Raw genomic sequence first — 23,428 nt, 5'->3', positions numbered from 1 at the left:
AGAATACTCGAAGAGTACTTTTACTTAAAATAAGACTATAAAATACCCCTAAAAATATTAAAAATACAAAAGGCCTTCAGAATGAGACCATTCTGAAGGCCTTTTGTCGACAATCTGAAGCCTTCATTTTGAAGGCTTTTTCTTTATATTTGCAAAAAATGACCGATATACATAAAGAAGCAAAATAAAGACAATTCATTAATACGTAGAAAAAATTGGGAATGTGAAGGAGAAGAGAAGATAGTGGCACATATAGAGTCAATCACAATTCCAGCGCACCATACGATATGGAATGGTTATAATAAAAGAGAATTAAGAATTGAATTTGCTCTACCTGAAAAAGGTACGAACGAAGAAACAGGGTTATTTATTTTTGTACCTGGTTTTGGGGGACATATTGATTCTAACGTTTACAAAAAAATGCGTAGTCGATTTGCTGATTTGTATAATGTTGTTACTATACAATGCGATTATTTTGGCAGTCGTTTTATGCAAGGGGTTGATGAATTTACATTTAATGATGAAACGTCGTCTTTAGATAAAATTTTTTCAGAAGAGGAAATCTTACAAATCCAAAATGATTCATCTAATTTAATCCCATTATTGCAAACTAAAGATACAGAATTTCCTGTTTATGCAAAGTTAGAAGAAACTTTAGATGAATTTGCTGATATGAGTTATATGCAGGCAATTGATTTGATCACGGCTATTGAAGCAATTAAAACAATATTGACTAAAAATGGTTTTCAATATACCGAACAGCGAATTATTGGTTTTGGGCAATCACAAGGGGCTTATTTATTGCACCTTAGTAACCGACTAGCGCCACATTTGTTTTCTCATATTATTGACATAGCAGCATGGGTATCACCAGAATATTTAGAATATGCAAGAATTTTATATACATCGAATTTATGTATATATTTTAATTACTTGGCAAAGGAAATTATTCAAGATAAACAAGCTTTATCAATACATCAGCTTTATAAAGATTTTGAAAATAGAAGTTATATTTATTCAGTGGTTGGCATGACAGATTATTTAGTGGATGTGGAAGACAAGAAAAAGAGTTTGAGTGAGTTAGCACATGTTCATTTTGAGGTTATCGATAGTACAAAAGTAGATAATATTATATTTAAATCAACAAATCACGGATTAGACGCTGATTTTATTGAGCTTGTTAAATATGTATTAAAAATGAAACCACAGCACCATAATACGATTGAGCGCCAACTAAGCTATACAGTGGAGAGTTCTAAGACGAAAATCCATGTAAATTATCGTCATGGGTTACCGCTATTCCGATTAGAGGATGGTCATGTGAATTTAGAGATAGCAGAGTATGAATTAGCAAAACAAACAGAAAGAAATACACAGGTTTTGCAAGACTATTCATTGAAATCGAAAAATATCATTGTAGAAATGAAGCAAAAACAACCGACAATAGAATATATCGAAACAAAAAAAGGATTGCCAACGATTGTTCTGGGCGGTTATTTGCTGCATAGTAAATATGATCCGATAAAAGAGGCGGAAAAAATAGCCGAAAAGGAAATTGAAGAAGGTTATTTACATGTATTATTCGGCTATGGCTATGGCTATGTTGCACAAGCGTTAAAAGCAAAATTAAAGGATGCCCCATTGCTCGTTTATGAGCCTGCGATGAGTGGAATTGAAAAAATAATGACTGTTGATGGGGTGACAGTCATTTCTGAAAAAAAATTGTTCCAAGAGCAAGTGAGAGCTTATCACGATGAATATGATACAAATATGAAATTAATTTGCTCACCTAATTATGATAAATTATTTCCGATGGAACAGCGCAATATAAACTTAATTGTGAAAGAAAGCTATTTAGCGGATCAAATGAGAAGAAACACAATTAGTTTCTTTAGTGATATTTGGCAACGAAATGTGCGCCATAATCTTCAATACTTAAATGGTGCAGAAAGTTTGAATGATTTGCATAAACGCTATACACAACCTGTTATTGTCGCTTCTGGTGGACCTTCATTAACAAAGCAATTGCCCTTACTAAAGAAAATTGCGGATCAAGTTGTTATTATTGCGGCGGGTTCTACGACTAAATCCTTACTGGCAGCTGGAATTGAACCAGATTATGTTCTAACAATTGACGGGGCACCGATTAACTACGACTTGCATTTTAAAGACTTAGAAATAGGGAAAACGAAGTTAATTACTGCGCTGAGTAGTCATTATAAAATAACGGAAATGTATCAAAATAATTTATACTTTTATGGTATGGAAATAGAAGATACGATATTAGATTATTGTGAAGAAAAATTAGGTATTAAAATTCCGATTATGCTCAATGGTGGGAGTTGTGCACATACAGCGCTTCATGTTGCTACATTTATTTCAAGCGGACCTGTCGCATTAATTGGCCAAGATTTAGCATTTACAAATAATCAAACACATGCAGCAAATAATGCAGGGTATGTAAAGATTGATGAAAATTGGCTAATTAGAAACCATGCTTATGAAGTAGAAGGATATAATGGCGATAAAGTTTATACAGATTTAACTTTTAATTCAATGCGTCAGCAATTCGAAGAGATTTATGTAGTGTTAAAGGATAACCATGTAATTTATAACTGTACAGAGGGTGGCAGTAAAATTGAAGGGATGCCGCAAAAGACATTCCAAGATTTTTGTCAGGAGTACGCAGAGTTCTTCCAAACGAAAGAGCTACAGGATGCTAACTATGAGAAGCAAACCGTTTCTTTAGCACAACTACAAAAATTCTTTGAAGAAGAACTAGATGTATATCGACAGCTAGAGCATCAGCTACAAAGGGCACTTACGATTCTAAGGGATAAAAAGTCTACCATTCAATTTACAAAGCCTGTTCTTCGGAAACTCGATAAAATTGATGAGAAATTAATTGAATTGTATGATCAAGTGTTGCTCGATAGTGTTATTTACTTAATTATTACAGAAACGCGAAAAGATTATAAACAGAAGAAAAACGAGACACTCGAACAAACGTATGAGCGTGTTTACAATCAAAGTAAAGCGTTATATGAAAAGTTGTTAGTCGTCTTTCAAAAAGCTAGACGAGTGACGAAAGAAGTGTTAGTAGAAATCGAAGAGAGAGGTACACAGTGATGATAGACTTACAAGAAGTAATCGCAAGTTATAATGAGTACATTTACAATATCCCGAACGGTGCGCAGTATATTGCGGAGCAATTATCAGACGGCAAGCATGATGACGCATTACTCGCTGTTCAAGACTTCTCTGAAGGGATGCTATGGTTAATGGAATTAAAACCATTGTTGAAGGAGCATAATATCGAACTTAATTTTCCTATAGAGCAAATTCAAATGTTTTTAACGGAAATTAATGAAGGGTTGAGTAAAAAGGATTGGGTATTAGTAGCAGATTTATTTGAATATGAAATCAAGCCGTTCTTTGAGGAGCAAGTGCAAATAATACAATAATAAGCAGGGGATTTTTTTATGGGGAAAATACTAATCACAGGAGCCGATGGTTTCATCGGCTCCCATTTAACAGAGCAATTAGTACGCGAGGGTCACGACGTACGTGCTTTTTGTTATTACAATTCATTTAATTCGTATGGCTGGTTGGATCATTCACCGGAGGAAATTAAATCTCAATTAGATATTTTTACAGGTGATATTAGAGATCCGTTTGGTGTAAAAGAAGCGATGAAAGACTGTACACATGTGTTAAATCTAGCAGCACTTATTGCCATCCCTTATTCCTACCATTCGCCAGCTACGTATGTTGATACAAATATAAATGGAACACTAAATGTTGTTCAGGCTGCACGTGAATTAGATGTAGAGAAGGTTGTGCATACATCGACAAGTGAAGTATATGGGACAGCACTTTATGTGCCAATTGACGAGGAGCATCCATTACAGGGGCAATCACCTTATTCTGCTTCTAAAATTGGTGCCGACCAAATGGCTTTATCCTTCTATCGTTCATTTGATACACCTGTGTCGATTATTCGTCCATTTAATACATATGGTCCACGTCAATCAGCGCGTGCGGTTATTCCAACTATTATTAGTCAGCTAGCTAATGGTAAGGAAACAATTAAGCTTGGTGCAGTAAGCCCGACTCGTGATTTTAACTATGTGAAGGATACAGTACAAGGCTTCATTTCAGTGATGAAATCTGACAAATCGAACGGTGAAGTCATTAATATTGGTTCAAACTATGAAGTATCAATTGGTGAAACAGCAGAGATGATTGCCGATATTATGAGTGTGAGATTAACAATAGAAACGGATGAGCAACGTTTACGCCCAGATAAGAGTGAGGTCGAGCGTCTTTGGGCCGAAAATAAAAAGGCGAAGGAATTGCTAGGCTGGCAGCCACAGTATGGCGGTAAAGATGGATTCCGCCGTGGCTTAGAAGAAACTATTGAGTGGTTTACGAACCCTAAAAACTTATCTCAATATAAGGCAGATGTATATAATATATGAACAAACAATGGATGCAATTTGCAGAGCAAGTAAAACAACTGTACGGAAAAGATTTTGTACCGCTACATGAACCAACTTTTGATGATAAAGAGCTAGAATATGTAACAGATTGCGTTAAAACGGGGTGGGTATCGTCTGTAGGTGCGTATGTAACGAAATTTGAAGAAGAGTTAGCGAAATTTGTAGGCGTTAAACGAGCTGTTGCTGTTGTCAATGGTACGGCAGCGCTGCATATTGCATTGAAGGTGGCAGGGGTAGAAGCAGACGATGAAGTGCTAATGCCTTCGCTGACTTTTATTGCAACGGCAAATGCAGTGAGTTATTGTGGCGCGATTCCACATTTTATCGATGTTCACCAAGAAACACTAGGTGTGGATCCATTTAAATTAGATATATACCTACAAGAAGTTGCAGAAATTCGAAATGGCGAGCTATTTAATAAACAAACGAATCGACGCATTAAAGCACTTGTCCCCATGCATACATTTGGTCATGCGGTGCATTTAGATGAGCTTGTTGATCTAGCCGAAAAATATCATTTAGTATTAGTTGAGGACGCGGCAGAGTCGCTAGGGACGTATTATAAAGGCAAGCATACAGGCAGCTTTGGTAAAGTGAATGCAATGAGCTTTAACGGCAATAAAATCATAACAACCGGTGGTGGCGGTGCGATTTTAACGGATGATGAAATACTTGCTGATTATGCAAAGCATTTGACGACAACAGCGAAAGTACCTCATAAATGGGAATATGTTCATGATGAAATTGGCTATAACTACCGTATGCCAAATATTAATGCGGCATTAGGCTGTGCGCAATTAGAAAAGCTAGAACAGTTTTTAATCCAGAAAAAAGCGTTAGCTGATAAATATGAAGAGCTTGTAGCGAGTTTAGAGGGTGTGAAACTATTTAAACAGCCAGTACATAGTAATAGTAACTATTGGCTACAAACGTTAGTTTTAGATGAATCGTTAGAACGTGATGAGGTATTAGGCTCTTTGAACGAGCAAGGTGTGATGAGCCGCCCGATTTGGCAGCCGATGCATGAACTGGAGATCATGAAGGATTGTCCAACGATGGATTTGAGCGTAACAAATCGATTAAAAAAACGAATTGTTAATATATCTAGTACACCAATAGAGGTGAATAATGAATAAGTTTGATGAAAGATATGAAATACGATTAGCTGAGTATGATGATATTGAAATGATTATGCAATTTATTGATAATCACTGGCGTAAAAATCATATTATGGCTACTAATCGAGAGCTATTTGAATATGAGTATGTAGAGAATAACCAAGTTAATTTTGTCTTAGCAATTGACAAAAAGGTCAATCGTTTAGAGGGGATATTTGGATTTATCTATACTTCTAAAACGTTAAATGCAGCAAAAAAATGTATTTGGGGGAGTATGTGGAAAGTTGTCGAAGAACATAATAATATGCCTTTTTTAGGGATTGAATTAGCAAAGAGAGCAAAAATACTTACAAATTGTGATAGACACATTGGTAACGGTGCAAATCCTAAAACAACGATTCCTCTAAGGAAGGTATTTTTTAGAGAATATACAGATAAAATGGACCATTATTATATGCTAAATCCAGATATTAAAGAATACAAAATCTCTAAAATTCAAAATAATGTACAAGATAATAAGAAAAATGATGTGAATTTCTCAAGTGAATTGGTGAAATTAAATAGTATCGAAGAGTTATTAGCTGTTTTTGATGTCGAAAAAGTAGAAGCTATTCCGTATAAAGATAATTATTATATTAATAAAAGATATTTCAAACACCCTATTTATGAATATAAGGTATATGGCGTTAAGAGGTTAAATGAAGAAGTTAATGCTATTTTAGTTTGTAGAGAAGTTCAATGTAGTGGCGCTAAAATATTGAGAATTATGGATTATATTGGGGAAGAACGCTTATTAGAAGGGTTATCAAAAGAGCTTTCAATGTTACTTTCGCAGGGGAATTACGAATATATTGATTTCTATGCGTATAATTTTAACTCTCAATTCATATTAAATGCAGGGTTTATGTTAAGAGAAGAAAAGGATCCGAATATCATTCCAAATTACTTTGAACCCTTTTTACAGGAGAATGTTGATATCTGGGTGCATTATAAAGAGCCGGGAACAAAGTTTTTTAAAGCTGATGGAGATCAAGATAGACCGAATGAATTAAGAGAGGAAAATTGAAAATGTTAAAAGAGAAATTAAAATTAAATATAGTTCAAGATGATATTGTTGAGGATTATTTAGCTAGTATTAGAGAAAATGTTAATGAAATTATTGTATGGGGCGTTGGAACTGCAAATAATTACATTAATTTTTTACAATCAAATGACTTAAATGAAAGAATAAAATTTTACGCAGACAACAATAAAGAATTACAAGGTACAAGTATAAATGGGAAAATTGTCCTTTCACCAGCTAAGGTTTATGAGTTTTATCAAAAAAATCCTAATATATTAATAGTTATTACTTCAATTTATGCTCATGAAGTATATAAGCAATTATTGAGCTTAGGTATTTCAAAATTAAATATTGATATTAAGGGTACAGCAATTGCTTATGAAATAAAAAATCAAAATCAAAGAGTCATCTTAGATAATATGGATAGATTCGAAGAAGTCTATTCAATATTGGAAGATAAACATTCTCAAGATTTATATGTAGCGCTATTAAATTCTCGTTTAACATATGATAATACAATTTTTAGTGAATTATCGTCTCTAACAAAAGATCAGTATTTCGAACCTGGGATAATTGAAATTTTACCATCTGAAGTTTTTGTAGATTGTGGAAGTTTTACAGGCGATACATTAGTTCTGTTTAATGAGCGTTTTAAACAATATAGTAAATATATAGCTATAGAAGCAGACCCAATAAATTATCAAAAATTAATAAATAATGTTGTAGAAAAAAATATCAAAAATGTTCAATGTGAAAATTTTGCATGTTGGGATAAAGAAGAAAATCTCTATTTTTCGTCTAATTTAAACTCCGGGAAAATTGAATCGAATGGTGAACAAAAAATTAAGGCTAAGAAATTAGACGATATATTAGCTAATGAAAAAATATCATTTTTGAAGATGGATATTGAAGGTGCAGAAGAAAATGCTCTAAAAGGTGCTGAAAATATAATTAAGAGGGATCAACCTATATTAGCTATTTGTTTGTATCATAGCTTAGAAGATTTTTATAAACTCCCACTTCTGATGAAAAAATTTAATGATGAATATACTTTCTTTATACGTCATTATATACCGATGTTTAATACAGAAACGGTTTGCTATGCAATACCTAAAAACAGAATTTAATATATAGGAGAATTCGATGAATAAAATAATCACAATCGGTATGGTAGGAGCAGGTCGTGCTACAGAGCTACATATGCAGGCACTTGAACGAGTAAGTAAAATTCCTTTACGTTTTAAAACAATTGTCGCACGTAGAGAAGAACAATTAATTCCAGCAAAGAATTTATATGGCTTTGAATATGCTTCTTATGATTTTAATGATTTAATAAATGATCCTGAAATTGATGTAATTGATATTTGTACTCCTCCATATGTTCACGAAGATATGATCATTCAAGCAATGGAGGCAGGCAAGCACGTTATTTGTGAAAAACCTCTATCTGGTTTTTTTGGAAGAGAAGAAGATGTAAATCCGATTGGAAAAACTGTATCAAAAGTTGAAATGTATGATGAGTTATTGAAGTCGTTAGATAAATTAAAAGAAGTGGTAGATAATTCAAAGCAACAATTTTTCTATGCAGAAAATTTTGTCTATGCTCCAGCAGTCGTAAAGGCAGCGGAAGTAATTAAAGCTAAAAAAAGTCGTATTTTATATATGAAGGGCGAAGAAAGTTTAAAAGGCTCTAGCTCTCCAGTAGCCGGAGAATGGTCGAAAACAGGGGGTGGTACATTTATTCGAACAGGTGCTCACCCATTATCAGCGGTTTTATGGCTTAAACAACAAGAAGCTGAAGCAAGAGGAATGAAAATCCATGTTCAGAGTGTATTGGGCGATATGGGACGGGTTACACCTACCTTGAATGATTATGAACATCGTCATATTATGGCAAGACCTAATGATGTGGAAGATATGGGAACAGTAATCATTACTTTCTCAGATGGCTCTAAAGCTGTAGTAATTGCAACTGACGTATGTCTAGGTGGAAGTAAAAACTATGTGGAACTATATTGTAATGATGCTACAATTAATTGCACAATCACGTTAAATGATTTAATGGAAACCTATTTTTTAGATGAAGATGGGTTAGACAATGTATACATTTCGGAAATGTTGCCACAAAAAACAGGTTGGAATAAGCCATTTATTTCAGATGAAATTATTAGAGGCTACACGGATGAGATGCAAGACTTTATGGAATGTATTTATTTCGGCAAAAAACCAAAATCAGATTTCAAGTTAGCTTATGATACGATAAAGGTAATTTATGCCGCTTATAAATCAGCTGAAATCGGGGCAAAAGTATATTTTTAAGTGTGATTGAGGTGTAAAATGGCTACTTTAGCTGATTTATTTTATAAGAATGCAGAACAAAAAAAAGAGAAAATAGCTATTTGGTGTGACGGAGTTCAATTAACTTATAGAGAATTAGCTAATTTGGTCACTCATTTTGCTAATTATTTTTTAAAAAATAATATTAAATTTGGGGAACATATTGGTGTTCCTATGGATAATTCGGTAGAATCTGTTGCTATATTATTAGCTGCAGCCAATAATGGCATAGCTGTTGTCCCTATAAATTCAACGTTACCTGAGATAACAATATTAAATTTATTTCATGCAGCGAATGTTACACATGTAATCGCTTCTGAAAAGTTTTTTAAAAAGAATCAAAAAATCTTTGATAGAATGGATATCACTACCCATCACTTGGATAAATTAGTATTTAATTCAATTCATGTGGATCGCCCGATTTTTAAGGGGATTTCTGGAAATGAGCCTTATATTATTACAATGACATCTGGGTCAACAGGAAGCCCTAAACCCATTGTATTAACACAAAACAATAAAATTAATAGAATTAATTTACATGTTCAAATTTATCAAATTAAAGAAAATGATAATATTCTTGCAGCAACTCCCTTATATCATTCTTTAGCAGAAAGACTTGTCTTGATGCCATTGGTTATTGGGGCAACGAGTATACTCATGGCTAAATTTAATGTGAATAAGTGGTTTGAAGTTGTAAAGAATCAAAAGGTTTCATTTACTATTGCTGTATCTGCACAATTAAATCAAATTGAAAAAAAGTTAGATGCTATTGATGTGGATGATTTAATGTCAATTAGATGCTTAGTATCATCTTCTGCTTTATTGGAGGGAAAGGTAAAATTTGCATTGATTGATAAATTGAAATGTGAATTTCATGAAATGTATGGAGCTTCTGAAATTTCGACAGCAACGAGTATAAATTATAGAGAAGCGCTTTTGAAAAAGAAATCAGTTGGTTTCCCATTACCAAATGTAGAAATAAAGATTATTAATGATACTAATGAATTTTTGTCCGCTCATGAAATTGGAGAAATCATTTGTAAAACACCACTTTTGTGTGAAGGTTATTATTTGAAAGAAGAATTATTCGAAAAAAGTCAGTATAAGGGCTATTTTAAAACTGGAGATTTGGGCTATTTAGATGAAGATGGCTTTTTATATTATGTTGGTAGAAAGAAAGATTTGATTATTACGGGTGGTATTAATGTATACCCTCAGGATATAGATGGCTGTGTGAAACAATTGGTTCAAGTAGAAGAATGTGCAGCTTTTGCGATTCCTGATGAAAGATTAGGTGAAATTGTTGGTTTGGCAGTTGTTGCAAAAAAAGATGAAGTTGTCACCCAAAGAGATATTATGAAGCATTGTTTTGAGCATTTAGCAGATTATCAACAACCGCAAAGAATATATTTCGTAGACAATTTGCCTAAAAATTCATTAGGTAAGCTTGTTAGAAGTGATATTATTAAGAAGGTGATTTTGTGAATGTAAAAGAATATATTTATGAAGCTTTACAAACGGATATTCAATTTGAGGATAACAAAAATATAGACGGAATCAATTACATTGAAGATGGTTATATCGATTCTTTTGGGATGGTTCGTTTTATTTTTGAACTAGAAGAAAAATTTGATATTAGTTTTACAGATGATGAAATGATGTCAGATGATTTTAAAATCGTTGGAAAATTAATTGAATTAGTACAACATAAGATTGAATTAAAATAAAATTGTTAACTCGTAGATAAGTTTTAAAATCTACGAGTTTTCGTTAATTATTTGGAGGGAATTGTGAGAAGTTTAGCGGTAATGTACCATTATGTAATGAAACAAGAAGAGTTTAAAGGTAGTGTGCCAATTGATCCAGAAGAATTTAGAAATCAAATAAAGTATGGAAAAGAAAATTACATTGTTAATGTTCCAACGCAATGTTTTAAAGATAGTAATTATTTTTTAGTAACTTTTGATGATGCTACGAAGGATCAATATACAAATGCTTATCAAATTTTGAAAGAGGAAAGCGTAAAGGGTTATTTTACGATTATGTCAGGTCCATTAGTAGATAGAAAAATACCTATTTTTCATTTAGTACATGCTATTCTTTCAAAAGTTAAAGACAAGGATTTATGGAACGAACTAAACGAGAAATTTGAAATCCCATCAAATATAGAAAAAATTAGCGCTATCTATCATTATGAAAAAGATATTTATCGAAGATATAATAAGTATACTTTAAATTTTTTACTATTAGAAAAACAATGTCGAGAATTTTTAGAAGAAAAAGTGTATCAAATTTATGGTTCGTTGGATCAATTTATTGATTGTTTTTATATTAGTCCAAATGAAATTATTGAAATGCATGAAAATGGCATGGAAATAGGTGTGCATTGTGTCCACCATCGTCCTTATGAAGGAAATGCGCAAATTTTTTATGATAGTGAAATAAAACCTTGTAAGGAATATTTAACAGAGCTTTTAGGAGAAGCACCAAAATGGTATACACCATCTTTTGGAGGAGGGCAAAATACGCAACAGATGATGAAAGAATTAACGCCTATTTTAAAAGAAAATGGTTTTATAGGTGGGTTTACAACGATTGAAGGATTTTGCGATATGACGAATGATGATTTTTGGCATCATCGTGTGGATTGCAATAAGCTAGAGCAGTTTCTTGAAAAAGAAGGAATGAAACTATGAAACGTAAAATTTGTGTTGTAACAGGGACGAGAGCAGAATACGGTCTGCTCTCAAATCTGATGAAACTCATTCAGCAAGATAATGAATTTGAACTTCAAATTGTTCCAACGGGCATGCATCTATCCCCTGAATTTGGTTTAACATACAAACAAATTGAGGAAGATGGCTTTCATATTAAAGAGAAAGTAGAGATGCTATTATCTTCAGATACATCAACAGCTGTTGTAAAATCGATGGGGCTTGCTACAATTGGTTTTGCAGATGTCTTGGAACGTCTAAAGCCGGACCTATTAATAATTTTAGGAGACCGTTTTGAAATGCTTGCCGTAGCACAAACAGCGCTAATTATGCAAATTCCAATCGCACATATTCATGGCGGGGAATGTACATTCGGTGCGTATGATGACGCCATTCGTCATTCGATTACCAAAATGGCGACGTGGCATTTTACAAGTACAGAAGGGCATCGGAAACGTGTGATTCAGCTTGGGGAGGATCCGAAGCGTGTCTTTAATGTTGGGGCAATTGGGATAGACCACACATTACAATTAGATTTAATGAATCGCGAAACGATTTATAAAGAGCTGGCAATTACTCATAATAAGCCGTTCTTTTTAATTACTTATCATCCGGAAACAAACGGAGAATTTGATGGGATAGAAAGTTTATTAGAAGTACTAGCTAGTTATCAGCAGCAATATCATTTAATTTTTACAAAATCAAATGCTGATAATGGTGGCCGAGAAATTAACGAAAAGATTAGTCGGTTTGTATTAGAAAACCCAAATACTTCAAAGTTATTTGATTCGCTAGGTCAAATTCGTTACTTAAGTGCAGTGAAAGAAGCTACTCTTGTTGTTGGTAATTCTTCAAGCGGCTTAATCGAGGTACCGTATTTACAAACGCCGACAGTTAACTGTGGCGATAGACAAAAGGGAAGAGAGCGCCCAGCATCTGTTATTGATTGCGATTTAACTGTTAACTCAATTAAACGTGCTATAGATTATGCCCTAACAGCCGATCTGGAGTATGAGAGAATATTCGGTGAGGGTCATACAGCTGAGCAAATTTACAAGCAGTTGAAGGTAATCTCAAATTATAAAATTCAAAAGGAGTTTTATGACCTATGACATATATTATCGCAGAAGCAGGTGTCAACCATAATGGCTCTTTTGAAATGGCCAAAAAACTTGTTGATGTCGCAAAGGAAGCAGGCGCGGATGCTGTAAAATTTCAAACATTTAAAGCAGAAAATTTAGTAACAAAAACCGCAAAGCAAGCAGACTATCAGGTTGAAAATTTAAAGCAAGCCACTTCCCAATATGACATGTTAAAAAAACTGGAGTTAACATTTGAAGAGTTTACAAAGCTTCAGCAATATTGTGAAGAAAAAGGAATAGAATTTTTATCGACACCTTTTGACTTAGAAAGTGTCGATTTTTTATTAGAGCAATTAGCGATGCCAACTGTGAAAATCCCTTCCGGTGAACTAACGAACGCGCCGTTCATTCATTACATTGCGACAAAGCAGCGACCGATTATTTTATCAACAGGCATGGCGACAGTGGACGAGATACATGAAGCACTAGCATTTATTGCATATGGTCTTGCTTATCCACAGCAAGATGTTGATATAGCTGAAGTTGAAGCGTTTTATAAAACATTGACAGCGAAAGAGCTACTACAAAAATATGTAACAGTACTGCACTGTACAACACAATACCCAGCACCCGTTTATTCTATTAACTTAAAGGTCATGGATGAAATGCGTACAACATTCCAGGTGCCTATTGGTTTTTCAGATCATTCGGAAGGTATTACTATACCAATCGGAGCTGCAGCTATGGGTGCAACAGTTATTGAAAAGCATTTTACATTAGATAAGAAGATGGAAGGCCCTGACCATGTCGCATCATTAAACCCACAAGAGTTGAAAGCTATGGTACAGGGGATACGTGAAATTGAAGAGGCACTCGGTGATGGTGTAAAAGAGCCGACAACAGTTGAGCTGCAAAATCGCCAGCCAGCTCGCAAAAGTTTAGTTGCCAAAAAGGCGATACGAGCAGGAGAGATTTTCTCGTGTACGAACTTAACCGTAAAAAGACCTGGTAATGGCATCGCGCCATCACAGTACTGGGCATATATCGGTAAAACTGCTAGTAAAAATTACGAAGAGGACGCGATGATTGATGAATAAACCGCTCATTATCATTGGCAACGGTGGACACGCATCGGTTCTAACAGAGACTTTGCTAGGGCAAGGCGAAAAATTTATAGGCTTTACAGCACCAAGTGAAGAAGATAATGCTTTTCAACTTCGTTATTTAGGAAAAGACGATATTGTGCTGCAATATCGTCAGAATGAAATCGAGCTCGTCTTAGGAATTGGTATGATAGGTCCTAATAGTTTACGAGCTGAAATTTATCAACACTTTGCACAGCTAGGCTATCATTTTAAATCTATCATTCATCCGACTGCTATAATTGCGCCGTCTGTTATTTTAGGTAAAGGTGTACAAATGATGGCGGGTACAATTGCTCAAACCAATGTCAAAATTGCCGATAATACTATTGTTAATACAGGTGCTCAACTTGATCATGATTGTTCGATTGGGCAGCACGTACATATCGCACCGGGGGCAGTTTTATCTGGTGCAGTGACTATCGGTGAAGGTACGCATATCGGGACAAGCGTTACTGTTATTCAAAATATAACGATTGGCAAGAACTGTTTATTAGGAGCAGGTGCTGTCGTTGTGAGAAATATAGCAGATAACAAGGTTGCGTACGGCGTGCCAGCAAAGGAAGTGTAAATAATGAAAAAGTGGCAACAAATTATCGTGCAAAAGAATTATACACTGCTCGAAACAATGCAAGTTATTGATGCATCTTCACTTCAGTTTGCCATTGTTGTGGACGATGAACAGCATTTGCTTGGTACTGTGACAGATGGGGATATTCGGCGTGGTATTTTACGCGGTGAAGGGCTCGATGTAGCGATTGAAGAAGTGATGAACGCAACACCAATTACAGCTCTAGCCGGACAAAAACCTTATAAGTATAAACAGTTAATGCAAAAGAAGAAACTAAAGCAATTGCCGATTGTTGATAGTAAGCATAAATTGATTGATGTGTTGTTCCTTGATAAGTGGCAAAGTGTGAGCGAAAACAATAACAGTGTTGTGCTGATGCTCGGTGGTCTTGGCACACGTCTACGTCCTTTGACAAATGATGTGCCGAAACCAATGCTAAAAGTTGGCAATAAGCCAATCGTCGAAACAATTGTCGATAGTTTCAAGCAACATGGATATACGAACTTTATTTTTTCGGTGAATTATAAAAAAGAGATGATTCAAGACTATTTCCAAGATGGCAATGATTTTGGAATCACGATTGATTATGTTGAAGAGCAAAAAAGAATGGGAACAGCTGGCGCCTTGTCATTGTTAAAAGAGCGTCCGACAGCACCTTTTTTTGTCATGAATGGTGATTTGTTGACGCAAATCAACTTCGATCAATTGATGCAATTTCATGAAGAACATGAAGCCATCGCAACGATGTGTGTGCGTGAGTATGAGTTTCAAATACCATATGGTGTGATTGAAACAGATGGGGCGAACCTCATCAATATAAAAGAAAAGCCTGTACACCGTAGCTTTATAAATGCAGGAATTTATATACTCAGTCCTGAAGCATTAGATTTTATACCACAAGATGAATTTTATGATATGCCAACATTGTTTGAGCAATTAATGGTAGCGGGGAAAAAAACAGCTGCATTTCCAATTCATGAGTATTGGCTGGATATTGGGCAGATGGATGATTTTTACCGAGCGAATGAAGAGTTTGGGAGGTTAGATATATGACAACGAGATTTTTAGCCGTAATTCCCGCGCGTGGTGGATCAAAAGGTGTGCCACGCAAAAATATTAAACTATTAGCAGAAAAGCCGCTCATTGCTTGGACAATTGAAGCGGCTAAAAAATCGAAATACATTACGACAACGATTGTTTCGACAGATGATGAAGAAATTTATGCAGTCGCGAAAGAATACGGTGCAGAAGTTCCTTTCATGAGACCCGCTCATTTAGCTGCGGATGATACACCTGGTGTAGCGCCTATTTTACACGCAATAGAGCAATGTCCAGGTTATGACTATGTCGTAGTACTTCAACCGACTTCTCCTTTAAGAACAACAGAAGATATTGATGGAGCTATTGAGAAGATACTAGAAAATGAGCTTGCTTTTTGTGTGTCTGTAGTAGAAGCGACACAATCGCCTTACTGGATGTACACATTCAAAGAACACGGTGTAATGCAACCGCTAATAGATACACCTTTAGTTGTAAGAAGGCAAGATTTACCGAAAGCTTATATATTAAACGGTGCTATATATGTGGCGAAGGTGGAAGAATTAAAGAAAACGAAAAATTTTCTAACGCCCACAACAATTGCTTATGAAATGCCAGAGGAACGATCTTTTGATATTGATGTGGAACGAGACTTTTTTGTTTGTGAGTGGATGATGAAGGGTTTTATATAATTATTCCATAACCAAAGTCCCGCTCCCTCGTTTTTTTCAAATATCACTCAAGTCTACCCTATCACCTATAAGTATCGATTGATGCTGAAAAAATCACAAAAACAATCTAAATTTTGAAATAAGTGACAACTTAGGGTGATAGGCCCTGGTTGTCACTTATTTATTTATAAGCCGTATACCCAGAACAGTAGGATGGAGAAAAACGAGGGGAAAAAAGATGAGATTTTTACATAAAAATTATAATTAGAGAGGGAGGGGAAAAAAGCTTCAATAATTTTCGATTGTTTATTTTCGACTTTTACGTTTGATTTTTCCTCCATTTTATTGAAAAAAGGTTGTTTTTTTGCATTTCGAGTTAGTTCTAACTTCCTGATTAAAAATGTCTCTTATAAGTGAAAGTTTGTGAGAGGCACTTTTATTTCCTTATAAATCTTTCTAACAATAGCTATAATACTTTCGATTTTAGTCGATAATATTGGTAATAGTACTTGTATGGTAACCAGGCTCAAGGAATTTATGTGATAGATTTCCTGTAAAAGAAGGGTCATAAATTAGAGTAAAAAGATAATTTTTGAGATTGCGATGAGTTTTTTATGGTTGAATATGAAGGAGGAAAAGAATCATGGTAAATAGAATTGGCGGTTTAGTTTCAGGTATGGATGTTGATGGGCTTGTAAAAAAAATGATGGCAACACAGAGAGCACCGCTAGATAAGCTATTTCAAAAGAAACAAATTGCAGAATGGCAACGCGATGCTTATCGAGCAGTCAATACAAAGATTCAAACGTTTGATACGTATATGGCGGATAACTTAGTATTGAAGGAGCTTAATAGCAAAACGGCTGCTAGTTCGAACTCTAAATTAGTAGATGCTAAAGCAACAGGCAGCGCGACTGGTACTATAAGTGTTGAGGAAGTGAAGCAATTAGCTTCAGCTGGTCGTTTAATAGGGGCACAAAAACACGAAAGTGCGACAGGCTCAACAAAATTAAGTGAGTTAGGTGTACAAGCGGGCTCGACAATTGAGATTAATGCAATCCAAAGTAATGGATTATTAGCAGAAGGAGATACAAAAATTAATATTACAGAAGATATGACGATAGATCAGTTCATTAGTAAAGTCAATTCTAGTAATGCAGGAGTGACAGCTCTTTTTGAAAATGGACGCTTCTCTTTTACAGCTAAAAATACAGGTGATGTAAAAGATGGACCAGAAATTGTACTTACAGGTGCGGATGCGCTTGGATTTTCAGCGGATGATTTATTTAACCCAGATGCGAGTAAAAAAGCAAAGATAATAGAAGGTCAAAACGCTTTATTCACAGTTAATGGTATCGAAACAGAGCGCACAACTAATCAAATTTCTATTTCTGGCTATAATTTGACGTTAAAGGAGAAGTTTGATCAAGATACACCTGTTTCTATTTCTGCTACGAGTAATATAGATGAAATGGTAGACAAGGTGAAGGATTTTGTTAAAACTTACAATGAATTTGTCAAAGATTTAACGAATCAAACAAAAGAAACACGCTATAGCGATTATCCGCCTTTAACAGAGGAACAAAGAAAAGAATTGTCAGAAAGCGAAGTAAAACTTTGGGATGAAAAAGCGAAAAGTGGACTATTAAGTAGGGATAGTATTTTACGTGCTGGCTTGTCTAACATGAGGTCATTAATCTATCAATCTAACCCTGGTGTAGAAGATTCTAATTTTGATACACTTTTCAAAATTGGTATTACAACAACGAAAAACTACAACGATGGTGGTATGTTAGAAATCGATGAAGATAAATTAAGAAAAGCTTTAACGGAAAATCCAGAGGCTGTAGAGCAACTTTTAACAAGTACAGGAGATGCAAATGGTACTGTAACGAAAGTAGATTCAAGTACAGGAGTAGAAATCACTGTTGAAGCAGATACGCGTGGCTTTGTGAAAAAGATTCGAGATTCATTAACTAGCTTCAAGCTTGCTATTGAGACTAAAGCGGGTCGTTCTAATATGTCGGAGGATAAGTTTGCTATTGGTCGCGATCTAAAATCAACTGTCGAGAGAATGGATAATTTAAAACGAAGATTGGAAACAATTGAACAAACATATTGGAAACAATTCACAGCAATGGAACAAGCGATGAATAAAGCAAGTGAGCAGGCAAGTATCTTTATGTAAGGAAGATAAAGCTATATATTAAGTGAGATAGGGGGTGTACTATGCAGTCTGTAGAACAATTATTACAAATATCAGTGCGCTTGTATAAGATGTTGGGGGATATACCTAGTAATGAAGAACGCGATGAATATATTGAGCAAATCCATCAATTACTAGATCAACGCAAGTTAAGCATTGACACGGTAGTAGATAAAGGGTTTCGCTTTGATGAGCAAAATCAGATGCATTGTACACTGAAAGAATTAGACAAAGGTATTCTAGAGAGATTGACGAAAGTAATGGATTCGATTAAGCGAGATTTGGCTAATTTGCAAAATGCCAAGAAAAATGAAGTACAATATTATAATCCATATGCTACCGTACGTGTAATGGATGGCATGTATTATGATAAAAAGAATTAAAAGTAGTAGTTCAGTCGATAAAAACATTATAAAGTATGAATGGACTTGGAGGAATGTCCTATGGATGTTGATTTACAAAGGATGGATGCGCCATTAAACACAGGTCAAACGCTCGTAGCACAACATAAACCTGTTGATACTTCTAAAAAAACATCGAATGCTCAATTACAAGAAAAGTCTCGAACGACAGAATCAAGTGGCAAAAATAATGGGTCAGAAAAGAAAGAATATACGAAAGAGCAGTTAGAAAACGCTGTAGAGTCTATTAATGAATTTTTACAAACTGAACAGAAGGATTCTAAGTTTGTTTTTCACGAAGGGCTTAATCGATATTTTGTGCGCTTAGTAGATTCAAAAACGGAGGAAGTAATAAAAGAGATTCCGCCTGAGCGTTTATTAAATGCATTTTATGAAATGCAAAAGTTAGTTGGAATGATTGTAGACGAAAAAATCTAATGTAGCTTAATTTATATTTAACAATTCTTTTTAAGGAGTGGATCTTTTTGGCAGCGAATATAGCAGCACAAAATGCATACAAACAAAACAGTGTTACAACCGCATCTCCAGGGGAATTAACTTTAATGTTATACAACGGTTGTATTAAATTTTTAGGCAAAGCAAAAGTAGCGATGCAGAATAAAAATATTGAAGAGCAAAATATAAATATTCTAAAAGCAGGAGCAATTATCGATGAATTAATGACAACGTTAAACATGGACATCGATATCTCGAAGCAAATGCTCCCATTATATGAATACATGAACCGTCGCCTTGTTGAAGCGAACATTCAAAATGATGTAGCGATTATTGAAGAGGTAGAAGGTTTAGTAACGGAATTCCGTGATACATGGAAAGAAGTTATTAAAATTACACGCCAGCAGCAATATGAGAATGTAGAGCAAGTTTAAAAGAAAAGGACCCGCTTATGTCAAAGTTGGGTCCTTTTTGCTGTCATCAAGAGTATATTGGAAGTATCAGAGCATATACATAGTAGGTAATATTTATCACCTTTTAACTTGAAACGATTGTGAGGTTTTATGATGAAAACGGTATATCATCAGTGGGTACAATCTTCTTTTTACAAGAATGAGCTACAAGCCATTACGGACGAAACGGAAATCGCTGATCGCTTCTATCAAACGGTTCCATTTGGCACAGGCGGTATGCGCGGGAAGCTGGGAGCGGGGACAAATCGCATGAACATCCATACGATTCGTCTCGTCGCTGAAGGGTTAGCGCGTGAAATCGAGCAGCAAGGACAAGAAGCGAAACGACGCGGTGTGGTCATTGCTTATGATACGCGGCATTTCTCACAGGCTTTCGCCTATGAGACAGCGGGCGTTTTAGCCGCGCATCATATTAAAAGCTATGTCTTTACTGAAACCCGTCCTACACCTGAGCTAAGCTTTGCGGTACGACAATTACATGCTTATGCAGGTGTGGTCATTACAGCGAGTCATAATCCGAAGCAGTATAACGGCTTTAAAGTGTACGGCGAGGACGGGGCACAGCTCACACCGCAATTTGCCGATAAAATTGTATCCCATATGAATGCGGTGGAAGATATTTTTGAGATTCAGGCGCTTCCTCGTGAACAATTGTTAGCTTCTGGCTTCTGTATGGAAATGTTAGACGAGCTAGATGATGCGTATAACACGGCATTACAATCGTTTGCCACAGCACGGAAGAAAGCTTTACGGCTTGTATACACACCTTTACATGGGGCAGGTCTTGTACCGACAACACGCGCATTACGAGAAGCGGGTTTTATAAATCTGCATATTGTGGAGGAGCAAGCGATTCCGTCTGGTGAGTTTCCAACCGTTGCCTATCCAAATCCAGAGGAGGTAGAGGCATTTAAACTTGCGATTGCGCTTGGATATCAAGTGGAAGCAGACTTACTGCTTGCGACAGATCCAGATGCAGATCGTCTTGGCGTTGCTGTGTGGGACGGTGAGTATAAGTTCTTAACGGGCAATCAACTTGGTGCATTGTTGTTAAACTACATTTTACAAACGAAATGTATTCCACAAAATGCCGCAATGATTAAAACGATTGTCACATCAGAGTTAGGAACAGCGATTGCCAGTAAGTATGGTGTGACAACAATCAATACATTAACAGGCTTTAAGTTCATTGCAGAGAAGATTGCGGAGTGGGAACAAACAGGCGAGTATGCCTTTATGTTCGGCTATGAGGAAAGCTACGGATACTTAGCGGGGGATTTTGTTCGAGATAAAGATGCTGTACAAATGGCGCTGTTAACCGCAGAAATGGCTGCGTATTATAAAGCACAAGGGCAAACATTACTGGATGTGCTCTATCATTTGTATGAAGAGTTAGGCTGGTACAAGGAAGCGCTTGTATCATTGACATTTGAAGGAATCGAAGGGCAGCAAAAAATGGCCTCCATTATGGAGACATTCCGCCAACATCCCCCAACCTCATTTGCAGGTATAGCCGTTGAGCAAATGGAAGACTACCGACTGGGTAACATAAACGGGCTACCGAAAGCCGATGTCGTGAAGTTTATGTTAGCCGATGAATCGTGGATTTGTGTGCGCCCGTCTGGTACAGAGCCGAAGTGTAAGTTTTATATTGGGGTCAAAGCACAAAGTGAAACAGCTAGTATGAAGCGAATGGAACAACTGCAAGCATCATTGAGATTGTATTTACAATGATTGCTACATTATGAGCCGCATTTGGGATTGACTGAATGTGGCTTTTGTTCTTTCTCAGTAGAAGTTATAACGTGGCTACATTTCGGCATTTCAAAAATTTTTTTCTTAAAATTCAGAAAATTATTCCAATTTTCCTAAATTTAGTTTAATATGTTTATAGTATGGTAAATAAAAGGGGGAAAATTGTCATGAAAAACTAAAATTTTATGTAAATATCTCCGCAGTACATGTATTAAAAATAATCCTCTAGATGAACACTACACAAATTACATTTTGATATGGAATGCATTCGGGTAACAACTCACACAATGGTAACGATCGTTTACTTGTTTTGTTTGAAGAAATTACTGGGAGAATAAAAGAGTCACCATATTTTAATTGTAATATACACCTACTCTCCTTTTGCAGTATTGTATGATTCCCACTTAAAACATTGAAATGGAATAGATTGCTGTTTTGACCACCTATTTTATAGTAAAGGAGGTGAGAAAAATGTGAGCGATTTCCGTAAAGACATAGCAAAACCCTTAAGCGGCTAGGTCCGGCAAGACTGCGCTCAAGGGTTTCAGAAGACAGGAGTATACCTGCCTTAAGCTAAGTATACTCCTTTTTTTCTAAAATTAAAGTAACTAATTTTAAAAAAGGGGGATTTTTACAGTGAAACAATTTGAAAAGTTTAATCTGACAATGAAGTCATCTGCTATTTGGTCACATTCAACAGACAATGGAGAAGTTCATTCGGTTATTTTGCATGATCAGCAAATATATCATCATCCTAAACCACCGCTTGCTATTTTTAATGACAATTTATTTCGAATTGGCTCTAGTTTACGTGGTGCTAAAGATGCGGCAGAGGCAATGTTAGGGTCGACTAGTATGTTTCCGTTCATGATTGATCTTGAACATAAAATTGTTTGGTTTCCTTCAGAATCACCGGCTAATATAGATTGTGTTTGGTTTGCATTACACGCCATAAAGATACCGCTTGCTGTTAGTCAAGAAGAGACAAAGGTGATTTTACATGGAGGACTTTCTATAACTATCCCTGTTTCTTTGCGGTCATTTAAAAATCGATGGCATACAGCGCATATTTTGCGCTCCAAATTTTTAGATAATCAATATTCACAACCATTTATTTATGGAAAGCCGCGTAAAGAGATTACTGTTGTTTGTGATGGTTATCGAGTAGCATATACGGTTAAGGAAAAGAAAGAAGGCTATGAGGAACTGTAAGTAGTATTGATGCAGTTTAAGCAAACTTTAAGACTCCTGTTCTACACTAAAGAGCAGGAGTCTTTTTATTTTATAAAATAACAATAAATTGTCATATAAAAGGAAAAAATTAGTATTTTACTACTTAAATTATGCATTTAAAATGTGGTAAAAATAGTGAATAAGGTGATAGACTACATCTTACTAAGTATAAGATAATAAGCAGTAGGAGTAAGCAATTGGGGGTAGTGTCATGCTATTTAAAAGAAAAGAAGGATTTCGTTACGCATTTGGTGAGCCGCTTGAAGCGAAAATCGTGATTCTTATCAACGGAAAGCCGTTACATGGAGATGGAACATCTGCCACAGGACAGGTTTTAGACATTAGTCCACGCGGTATGAAGCTGAGATTGGAAGTCGATTTAAGTGAGCATAAAAATGATATGTTGCAGTTAGAAATTTCATTTGTTCTTGATACGACACAAATTAAAGCAGTTGGTGAAGTTGTATGGTCTAAAAATTTCGGAAGCGGGTATCATTATGGTATTGTCTTTTATGATCAATCTGCTATCGAAAATTTAATTATTGGTGAGCTGAAAATGCGGAGACGTAAGGAAGTTTTAAAACCGAAAATTAATGGGTAAATTAAAAAAATATTTTTCGAATAAGCAGGATTCTTTGTAAGATTGTCGAACTAAGTATTATAGCC

22 protein-coding genes are annotated in these 23,428 nt (G+C 35.4%); all 22 read left to right on the top strand.

Translation table 11 applies throughout. The annotated features are described in order from the left end of the window. The first annotated feature begins 243 nt into the window (after window positions 1–243). Window positions 244–3,129: a DUF2920 family protein gene (locus AAGS61_RS19075; RefSeq protein ID WP_391375696.1), complete on the top strand. Its 2,886-nt coding sequence runs from the start codon at window positions 244–246 to the stop codon at window positions 3,127–3,129. Next, a complete protein-coding gene (locus AAGS61_RS19070) occupies window positions 3,129–3,464 on the top strand; it encodes a hypothetical protein (protein ID WP_391375693.1) in 336 nt (111 codons plus the stop codon). Before AAGS61_RS19075 ends, AAGS61_RS19070 begins: the two co-directional genes overlap by 1 nt. Before the next feature lie 18 nt (window positions 3,465–3,482). Next, window positions 3,483–4,481, top strand: a complete 999-nt coding sequence (locus tag AAGS61_RS19065) for an NAD-dependent 4,6-dehydratase LegB (RefSeq protein WP_391375690.1) — start codon at window positions 3,483–3,485, stop codon at window positions 4,479–4,481. After that, entirely contained in the window at window positions 4,478–5,638 is a 1,161-nt protein-coding gene (locus AAGS61_RS19060; RefSeq protein ID WP_391375687.1) for a LegC family aminotransferase, read from the top strand. Before AAGS61_RS19065 ends, AAGS61_RS19060 begins: the two co-directional genes overlap by 4 nt. Beyond that, the gene (locus AAGS61_RS19055; protein WP_391375684.1) at window positions 5,631–6,686 is read left to right on the top strand and encodes a hypothetical protein; all 1,056 of its coding nucleotides are present in this window, start codon (window positions 5,631–5,633) and stop codon (window positions 6,684–6,686) included. The genes AAGS61_RS19060 and AAGS61_RS19055 overlap by 8 nt, the downstream gene beginning before the upstream one ends. Window positions 6,687–6,688: 2 nt before the next feature. Further along, window positions 6,689–7,810: an FkbM family methyltransferase gene (locus AAGS61_RS19050; protein ID WP_391375681.1), complete on the top strand. Its 1,122-nt coding sequence runs from the start codon at window positions 6,689–6,691 to the stop codon at window positions 7,808–7,810. Between the two features lie 16 nt (window positions 7,811–7,826). Beyond that, the gene (locus AAGS61_RS19045; protein ID WP_391375678.1) at window positions 7,827–9,002 is read left to right on the top strand and encodes a Gfo/Idh/MocA family protein; all 1,176 of its coding nucleotides are present in this window, start codon (window positions 7,827–7,829) and stop codon (window positions 9,000–9,002) included. Between the two features lie 18 nt (window positions 9,003–9,020). Next, on the top strand, window positions 9,021–10,505 hold the full coding sequence (locus AAGS61_RS19040) for a class I adenylate-forming enzyme family protein (protein WP_391375675.1): 1,485 nt from the start codon (window positions 9,021–9,023) through the stop codon (window positions 10,503–10,505). After that, window positions 10,502–10,747, top strand: a complete 246-nt coding sequence (locus AAGS61_RS19035) for a hypothetical protein (protein ID WP_391375672.1) — start codon at window positions 10,502–10,504, stop codon at window positions 10,745–10,747. Before AAGS61_RS19040 ends, AAGS61_RS19035 begins: the two co-directional genes overlap by 4 nt. 63 nt (window positions 10,748–10,810) lie before the next feature. Then, window positions 10,811–11,716, top strand: a complete 906-nt coding sequence (locus AAGS61_RS19030) for a polysaccharide deacetylase family protein (RefSeq protein ID WP_391375669.1) — start codon at window positions 10,811–10,813, stop codon at window positions 11,714–11,716. Next, on the top strand, window positions 11,713–12,846 hold the full coding sequence (neuC, locus tag AAGS61_RS19025; protein ID WP_391375666.1) for a UDP-N-acetylglucosamine 2-epimerase: 1,134 nt from the start codon (window positions 11,713–11,715) through the stop codon (window positions 12,844–12,846). The genes AAGS61_RS19030 and neuC overlap by 4 nt, the downstream gene beginning before the upstream one ends. Beyond that, window positions 12,843–13,913, top strand: a complete 1,071-nt coding sequence (gene neuB / locus AAGS61_RS19020) for an N-acetylneuraminate synthase (RefSeq protein WP_391375664.1) — start codon at window positions 12,843–12,845, stop codon at window positions 13,911–13,913. Before neuC ends, neuB begins: the two co-directional genes overlap by 4 nt. Continuing rightward, complete coding sequence (locus AAGS61_RS19015) at window positions 13,906–14,529, top strand: acetyltransferase (protein WP_391375711.1); 624 nt, start codon at window positions 13,906–13,908, stop codon at window positions 14,527–14,529. The genes neuB and AAGS61_RS19015 overlap by 8 nt, the downstream gene beginning before the upstream one ends. Before the next feature lie 3 nt (window positions 14,530–14,532). Next, window positions 14,533–15,582 (top strand): nucleotidyltransferase family protein, encoded by a 1,050-nt coding sequence (locus AAGS61_RS19010; RefSeq protein ID WP_391375661.1) that lies wholly within the window; start codon window positions 14,533–14,535, stop codon window positions 15,580–15,582. Next, window positions 15,579–16,259 carry a cytidylyltransferase domain-containing protein gene (locus AAGS61_RS19005; RefSeq protein ID WP_391375658.1) on the top strand — a complete coding sequence of 227 codons (681 nt, stop codon included), beginning with the start codon at window positions 15,579–15,581 and terminating at the stop codon, window positions 16,257–16,259. Before AAGS61_RS19010 ends, AAGS61_RS19005 begins: the two co-directional genes overlap by 4 nt. A 622-nt stretch (window positions 16,260–16,881) precedes the next feature. Beyond that, a complete protein-coding gene (gene fliD, locus AAGS61_RS19000; RefSeq protein WP_391375656.1) occupies window positions 16,882–18,426 on the top strand; it encodes a flagellar filament capping protein FliD in 1,545 nt (514 codons plus the stop codon). 41 nt (window positions 18,427–18,467) lie between these two features. Beyond that, window positions 18,468–18,827 carry a flagellar protein FliT gene (locus AAGS61_RS18995; RefSeq protein WP_391375653.1) on the top strand — a complete coding sequence of 120 codons (360 nt, stop codon included), beginning with the start codon at window positions 18,468–18,470 and terminating at the stop codon, window positions 18,825–18,827. A gap of 60 nt (window positions 18,828–18,887) precedes the next feature. Then, on the top strand, window positions 18,888–19,283 hold the full coding sequence (locus tag AAGS61_RS18990) for a flagellar protein FlaG (protein WP_391375650.1): 396 nt from the start codon (window positions 18,888–18,890) through the stop codon (window positions 19,281–19,283). A 47-nt stretch (window positions 19,284–19,330) separates the two neighbouring features. Then, on the top strand, window positions 19,331–19,735 hold the full coding sequence (gene fliS / locus AAGS61_RS18985) for a flagellar export chaperone FliS (RefSeq protein ID WP_391375647.1): 405 nt from the start codon (window positions 19,331–19,333) through the stop codon (window positions 19,733–19,735). Between the two features lie 132 nt (window positions 19,736–19,867). After that, complete coding sequence (locus AAGS61_RS18980; RefSeq protein WP_391375644.1) at window positions 19,868–21,508, top strand: phospho-sugar mutase; 1,641 nt, start codon at window positions 19,868–19,870, stop codon at window positions 21,506–21,508. A 657-nt stretch (window positions 21,509–22,165) separates the two neighbouring features. Continuing rightward, a complete protein-coding gene (locus tag AAGS61_RS18975; RefSeq protein WP_391375641.1) occupies window positions 22,166–22,741 on the top strand; it encodes a competence protein ComK in 576 nt (191 codons plus the stop codon). Between the two features lie 232 nt (window positions 22,742–22,973). Further along, window positions 22,974–23,363: a PilZ domain-containing protein gene (locus tag AAGS61_RS18970; RefSeq protein WP_391375638.1), complete on the top strand. Its 390-nt coding sequence runs from the start codon at window positions 22,974–22,976 to the stop codon at window positions 23,361–23,363. Window positions 23,364–23,428: the final 65 nt, after the last annotated feature.

This window comes from Lysinibacillus sp. KU-BSD001, assembly GCF_042920265.1.
Classification (GTDB): Bacteria; Bacillota; Bacilli; order Bacillales_A; family Planococcaceae; genus Lysinibacillus_B.
Note: the sequence above shows the minus strand (reverse complement) of the source record. Positions and strands in the feature narration are given on the sequence as shown.